The organism is Amycolatopsis sp. cmx-4-61 (assembly GCF_046548775.1).
Classification (GTDB): Bacteria; Actinomycetota; Actinomycetes; order Mycobacteriales; family Pseudonocardiaceae; genus Amycolatopsis.
On sequence record NZ_JAEBEI010000020.1, the window covers coordinates 177,895 to 183,961 of the forward strand.

Consider the following 6,067-nt stretch of genomic DNA (forward strand, 5'->3'; position numbering starts at 1 on the left):
TCATGCCAGGATGTCCGCCATGACGACCACCCCCCGGTCGGCGGGTGCGCGCCGGTGAGCGGGACACAGCTCGGGCTCGCGCTCCCCCAGTACGGCCCCCTCGCCGATCCCGCCGCCGTGCCGCGCTTCGCGGCGGCCGCCGAGGACCTCGGCTTCACCTCGCTGTGGGTCGGCGACCGGATCCTGACCCCGCTGGAGCCGTCGGACCTCTACCCGGGCGGCGGGACGCCGGAACACCCGTACCCGCGGGAGTTCGAGACCTTCACCGACCCGTTCACGACCCTGGCGGCCGCCGCGGCGGTGACGCGCACGGCCCGCCTGGGGATGAGCGCGCTGACCGGCCCGGTCTATTCCCCGGTGCTGCTCGCCCGGGCCCTGACCTCGCTCGACCTGGCCAGCGCGGGACGGCTGGACGTCGGCTTCGGGCTCGGCTGGCTGCGCGAGGAGTACTTCGCCACCGGCGTGCCGTGGGAAGGCCGGGGCAAGCGGCTCGAAGAGCTGCTCGACGCCCTCGACGCGCTGTGGACGGGCGATCCGGCGGAGCACGAGGGCCCGCAGTGGCGGATCGCGCCGTCGACGGTGGGCCTGCGCCCCGCGCAGGAGCCGCGCCCGCCGGTGCTGCTCGGCGGGTTCTCGCCGCCCGCACTGGCCCGGGTGGGACGCCGTGCGGACGGCTGGCTGGCGGGCTGGATGCCGGAGCAGTACCTGACCGGCCTCTGGTCGGTCGCGCGGGAAGCGGCCGGGCGGGCCGGGCGCGATCCGGACGCCCTGCGCCGGGTGCTGCGGATCAACCCGCGGCCGGGCACCGCGGTCGAGACGGCCGCCGACGTGCGCCCCTGCCTCGACGTGGCCCGCGAACTGGGCATCACCGAGGTCTTCGTCGACCTGCACTACGTCGCGAAGGACGTCGACCACGCCCTCGAACTCGCCGGCGAGCTGATCGGGCGCTGACCCGAAAGTATGTGACGCACGTCTCGCGCAGCGTCGCATTGTTCTATTATAGTTAGAACTATGCTCGTTCAAATCGATCCGAGCTCCACCGTCCCGCTCTTCGAACAGGTGGCCGCGTCGCTGCGCCGGTCCCTGGCCGACGGCCGCCCGCCCGCCGGGCAGCAGCTGCCGCCCGCCCGGGAACTGGCGGCGGCACTGGAGATCAACGTCCACACCGTGTTGCGGGCGTACGCGCTGCTGCGCGACGAAGGCCTCATCGACCTGCGGCGCCGCCGGGGCGCCGTCGTCATCGGCGGCGCGCCGTCGCGGGCCCGGCTGGCCGAACTGGCCGAGGACCTGGTCCGCGAGGCCAAGCGCACGGGTGTCGGCCTCGAGGAGCTCACCGGGGTGTTGAAGGAGAAGTACTCATGATCAAGCCGATCCGGGTCCTGATCGCCACGGCCGTCCTGCCGGGCGCGGCGCTCGCCGTCGCGGCCCTGCTGGAGCACGCGTGGGCGCACCGGCTGCCCGACCCCGTGGCGACGCACTGGAGCAGCGGGCCGAACGGGCACACCCCGCTCGGGGCGTTCACCGGCGTGAGCCTGGGCCTCGGCGTCGTCGCGGTCCTGCTCCTGACCACGACGGCGCTCACCGCGCTGCGCCGCGGGCGACCCCTGCCGCGCCCGACCGTCGGGGTGGGCGCCGGGTTCGCCGCCATGCCGGCCGCCGTCCTGCTCACGGTCCTTCTGGCGAACCTCGACGTCCCGGACTGGCACGCGGCGCGCGGCGGCCTCACCGTCGTGCCCTTCCTGCTGGGCGCGGCGGTCCTCGGCGTAGTCGCGGCGCTCGTCGGCGGCCTGCCGTCACCGCCTGTGCGGGCGACCACGGGCGAGCGGCCGACTGTCGGTCTCCGGCCCGGCGAGCGGGCGTTCTGGTCGGGCCGGGCGGTGAACCCGGGGATGCTGTGGGCGCTGGCGTTGATCCCGGTGGCGATCGCCCTCGTGCCCGCGGGCCTCCCGTGGGCGACGGGTGCCTGGGTCGCCGTGGTCGGCTTGGTCGTGACGGCGCTGACCTACCGGCTCTCGGCGTCCGTGGACGCCAAGGGCGTGACGATCCGCTTCGGCCTCCTGGGCGTCCCGTGGCGGCACCTGGAGCTGGACAGCATCCGCGAAGCGGCCGCGCGCGAACTGTCGACGTTCGGCGACGGCGGCCTCGGCCTGCGCTTCAACCCGGTCACCGGCACGACGGCGTACAAGGTCCGCGGCGGCCCCGCGCTGGCGCTCGTGCTGGAAAACGGCCGGACGATGCTGGTCAGCGTGGACGACCCGGAGACGGGCGCCGGACTGGTCAACGACCTGCTCGCGCAGCGGATCACCCGGATTGACTAGGCCGTCGCCGCGGCGGCTTCGGTAGAAACGAAGAAGTGGCGAAGAAGAGCGGTGGCGGCGGCTGCCTGGTGGTCGTGCTCGTGGTCGGGCTCCTGGTCTACGGGTACTACAAGTGGCAGCACGGCACGTCGTCGGCGCCACCGGGCGGCGCGGACACCGGCGGCGGCTCCGGCCGCTACGTCGCCCTCGGCGACTCGTACACCTCGTCGCCGCGCACCGGGCGGCAGGCGGGCACCCCGGCCGGCTGCGACCGCTCGGACGACAACTACCCGCACCTGGTCTCGGCGAAGCTGAAGCCGGCCCAGCTCGCCGACGTCAGCTGCAGCGGCGCGACGACGGCGAACCTGACCGGGGCGCAGAAGACGGGCAACGGCACGAACCCGCCGCAGCTGGACGCGGTGACGGCGGAGACGACGCTGGTGACGGTGGGCATCGGCGGCAACGACGTCGGGTTCTTTTCGTACGCGTCGGGTTGCGCGACGACGCACCAGGACACCGCACCGTGCCGGGACCGCCTGACGGCGGGCGGGCACGACCAGCTGGCCGAGCGCATCGACGCGACCGCCCCGAAGATCGGCGCGCTCCTCGACCGGATCCACAAGCAGGCCCCGAAGGCGAAGGTCGTGGTGGTCGGCTACCCGACGGTCCTGCCCGACGGCGACGGCTGCTGGCCGTCGCTCCCGTTCGGCGCGGGCGACATCGAGTACTTCCGCGGCGCGCTCGGCAAGCTGAACAAGATGCTCGAGGACCAGGCGGACGCCCACCGAGCGGGCTACGCGGACACGGCCACCCCGGGCAAGGGCCACGACGTGTGTTCGGCGTCGGACAAGCGCTGGGTGGAGGGGTTGCTCCCGGCGTCGCCGGCCGCCCCGCTCCACCCGAACGCCCGGGGAGAGCAGGGCATGGCCGACGCGGTGCTGACGGTGCTGAAGCTCCCGTAGTCCCGAGCCGCGCTCAACTGGCGACACGGATCGTGCGCCCCCGGCCGCGGCCCTACGTCCGCACGCCCGGCCCGAGCCCCAAGCGCCCCAAGGCGGCCTTGGTTGCGTCTGACGCACCGAAGGCCGCCTTGGGTGCGTCTCACGCACCGAAGGCCACATTGGGGCGCTTGGGGCCGGGGGGTCAGCCGGGGGGGGTTAGAAGCGGACCAGGGCCTGCGGCTTCCCCAGCACGGTCTTCCCGTCGAACTTCACCACGAGGTCGATCCGCGCGATCCCGTCGTCCTTCACATCCGCCACCTTGCCGGTGATCTCCACCAGCGCGCCCTCGGGCGTGTTCGGCACCACGACCGGGCGGGTGAACCGGGCGCTGAAGTCGACGAGCCGGGCCGGGTCGCCCAGCCAGTCCGTGACCACGCGGCCCGCGACCGCCATCGTCAGCATCCCGTGGGCGATCACGTCCGGCAGGCCGACGTCCTTCGCGAACGCCTCGTTCCAGTGGATCGGGTTGAAGTCCAGCGCCGCCCCGGCGTAGCGGACCAGCTGCTCGCGGGTGATCCGGACCTCGAGGGCGGGCAGCTCATCGCCGGAGTTCACGCGGTCTCCCCTCTGACCACCAGCTGCGCGCGGGTGGAGCAGACCTTCTGGCCCGCCGCGTCGGTGATGTCGGCGCGCAGGTTGATGAAGTCGTTGCCGGCGCGGGCCATGATGGCGTCGATGTGGGTGGTCACCTCGAGCACGTCGCCGGCGTACACCGGGCGCGTGTAGGTGAAGCCCTGGTCGCCGTGCACCATCCGCGAGTAGTCGAGGCCGAGCTCGGGGTCGGCGACGATCGCGTTGATCGAGGCGAGGTTGATGATCGTGAGGAACGTCGGCGGGGCGATCACGTCCGGGTGGCCGGCTTCGCGGGCCGCCTCCGGGTCGCGGTAGACCGGGTTCCCGTCGCCGATCGCGTCGGCGAACTCCCGGATCTTCTCCCGGCTCACTTCGTAACTGGTCTCCGGCGGATAAGTCCGCCCGGTGAACGACTGGTCCAGAGGCACGGCGACGAGGCTACCAACAGCGAGAAGCCGCCCGGGGCAATCCCGGGCGGCTTCTTCGAGCTGGGTGAACGCGCTACGTCGTCAGCGGGTTTCCTTGTGCGTCCGGTGCGTACCGCAGTTCGGGCAGAACTTCTTCATCTCCAGGCGATCCGGGTTGTTGCGCCGGTTCTTCTTGGTGATGTAGTTGCGGTGCTTGCACTCTTCGCACGCCAGCGTGATCTTGGGTCGCACGTCGGTGGCAGCCACAGCGTTTCCTTCTCTCTCAGGTCCCGGGGGCCAGCCCCGTCGTTACCGCGTAGCGGTGGCCGGACTTGAACCGGCGACACAGCGATTATGAGCCGCTTGCTCTGCCAACTGAGCTACACCGCCCTTACATGACCCAAGCCGCGACACGCAGGCGTGACGCGGCTGAGGTCGAGAGCCCCTTTACGGAATCGAACCGTAGACCTTCTCCTTACCATGGAGACGCTCTGCCGACTGAGCTAAAGGGGCCTGGCCTCTCGCGAGGACTTGGAAAGATTAGCAAGGGCCGTCACCCGCCCGTGCAACCGGGGTCCCCTTAGCACGAAACCTCAGGTCAGGAGGGTCAACACGGTCTCGGAGTGGCGTCCGGGCGAGCGCGCGGTCCGGGCCTGCAGCCACGCCTCCAGCCGGTCCTCCGGCAGCGGCCGCGAGATCAGGTAGCCCTGGGCGACGTCACACCCCATCGCCTCGAGCTGGTCGCGGGCCACGTCCTCCTCGACGCCTTCGGCCACCACCGTCAGCCCGAGCGAGTGCCCCAGCTCGACGATCGACCGGACCACCGCCAGGTCGCCGAGGTCGGTGCCCATGCCGAGGACGAAGCTCTTGTCGATCTTGACCTGGTCGACCGGCAGCTGCCGCAGGTAGGCCAGCGACGAGTACCCGGTCCCGAAGTCGTCCACGGCGAGGGTGATGCCCAGCGAGTGCAGCTCGCGCAGGATCGGCAGCGCCTTCTGCGGGTCGGACATCACGCCGGACTCGGTCAGCTCGAACGTCAGCAGCTCCGGCGGGATGCCGTAGTGCTCCAGCTCGCGGGCGACCTTGTTCGGGAAGTCCTCGTCGGCGAGGTTGCGCACCGACAGGTTGACCGCCACGGAGATCCGCAGGCCCTCGTCGAGCCACTTGCGGCAGCGCTTGAGCGCCTCGCCGAGCACGAACCCGGTCAGGACGCCGATCAGGCCGGCCGCCTCGATGGCCGGGACGAACTCGTCCGGCCCGAGCCTGCCGAACTCCGGGTGCACCCAGCGGACCAGCGCCTCGACGCCCTGCACCTGCCGGTTCGGCAGGGTGATCTTCGGCTGGTAGTGCACGCTGACCTGGCCGTCCTCGAGGGACTGCCGGAACTGCGTCACCATCTGGAAGCGGCGCAGGAAGATCTGGCCCATGCTCGGGACGTACCCGCGGACCTCTTCGCCGCCCTTCGTCGCGCGGACGGCGACGTCGGCGCGCTGCAGCAGGCCTTCGATGTCGACGACGTCTCCCGGTTCTTCCGCGGACGTCGTCGCGTAGCCGATCATCGCGTTCGCCTCGACGGAGAGCCGGTCGACCGGGTACGGCGCCGAAAGCTCCTCGCGCAGCCGTTCCGCCGCCTGGTGGGCGTCCTCCGGCGGGAGGCCGACGAGCAGCGCCGCGAAGGACGCGCCTTCGAGCCGGGCGAGCGGGACGTCGGGGCCGAGCGCGTCGCGGATGCGGCGGCCGGCGGCGACGACCATCCGGTCGGCCCAGGCGTAGCCGAGCGCGTCGCTGA

At 72.1% G+C, this 6,067-nt stretch carries 8 protein-coding genes and 2 tRNA genes; 4 read left to right on the forward strand and 6 right to left on the reverse strand.

All coding sequences use genetic code 11. The annotated features are described in order from the left end of the window. Positions 1 to 54: 54 nt before the first annotated feature. From ACLJOU_RS38800 to ACLJOU_RS38815, 4 genes are read left to right on the forward strand one after another with little or no spacing between them, the layout of a single operon-like run. A complete protein-coding gene (locus tag ACLJOU_RS38800) occupies positions 55 to 951 on the forward strand; it encodes a TIGR03619 family F420-dependent LLM class oxidoreductase (RefSeq protein WP_410574249.1) in 897 nt (298 codons plus the stop codon). A 60-nt stretch (positions 952 to 1,011) separates the two neighbouring features. Beyond that, the gene (locus ACLJOU_RS38805) at positions 1,012 to 1,362 is read left to right on the forward strand and encodes a GntR family transcriptional regulator (RefSeq protein ID WP_410574250.1); all 351 of its coding nucleotides are present in this window, start codon (positions 1,012 to 1,014) and stop codon (positions 1,360 to 1,362) included. Beyond that, the gene (locus ACLJOU_RS38810; RefSeq protein ID WP_410574251.1) at positions 1,359 to 2,318 is read left to right on the forward strand and encodes a hypothetical protein; all 960 of its coding nucleotides are present in this window, start codon (positions 1,359 to 1,361) and stop codon (positions 2,316 to 2,318) included. Before ACLJOU_RS38805 ends, ACLJOU_RS38810 begins: the two co-directional genes overlap by 4 nt. 35 nt (positions 2,319 to 2,353) lie before the next feature. Then, positions 2,354 to 3,259 (forward strand): SGNH/GDSL hydrolase family protein, encoded by a 906-nt coding sequence (locus ACLJOU_RS38815; protein WP_410574252.1) that lies wholly within the window; start codon positions 2,354 to 2,356, stop codon positions 3,257 to 3,259. 195 nt (positions 3,260 to 3,454) lie between these two features. On the opposite strand, the gene ACLJOU_RS38820 is transcribed toward ACLJOU_RS38815, so the two are convergent. The 6 genes from ACLJOU_RS38820 to ACLJOU_RS38845 all read right to left on the reverse strand — a co-directional run. Then, positions 3,455 to 3,853, reverse strand: coding sequence for a MaoC family dehydratase (locus ACLJOU_RS38820; protein ID WP_410574253.1), 399 nt, complete (start codon positions 3,851 to 3,853; stop codon positions 3,455 to 3,457). After that, positions 3,850 to 4,299 (reverse strand): MaoC family dehydratase N-terminal domain-containing protein, encoded by a 450-nt coding sequence (locus ACLJOU_RS38825; protein ID WP_410574254.1) that lies wholly within the window; start codon positions 4,297 to 4,299, stop codon positions 3,850 to 3,852. The genes ACLJOU_RS38820 and ACLJOU_RS38825 overlap by 4 nt, the downstream gene beginning before the upstream one ends. 81 nt (positions 4,300 to 4,380) lie before the next feature. Further along, on the reverse strand, positions 4,381 to 4,545 hold the full coding sequence (rpmG, locus tag ACLJOU_RS38830) for a 50S ribosomal protein L33 (protein ID WP_005152047.1): 165 nt from the start codon (positions 4,543 to 4,545) through the stop codon (positions 4,381 to 4,383). Between the two features lie 50 nt (positions 4,546 to 4,595). Next, positions 4,596 to 4,668: transfer RNA gene (locus tag ACLJOU_RS38835), tRNA-Met, on the reverse strand. 50 nt (positions 4,669 to 4,718) lie between these two features. Further along, positions 4,719 to 4,791 (reverse strand) — tRNA-Thr (locus tag ACLJOU_RS38840). 80 nt (positions 4,792 to 4,871) lie between these two features. Next, on the reverse strand, positions 4,872 to 6,067 hold a 1,196-nt coding region (locus ACLJOU_RS38845), incomplete at its 5' end, for a putative bifunctional diguanylate cyclase/phosphodiesterase (RefSeq protein WP_410574255.1).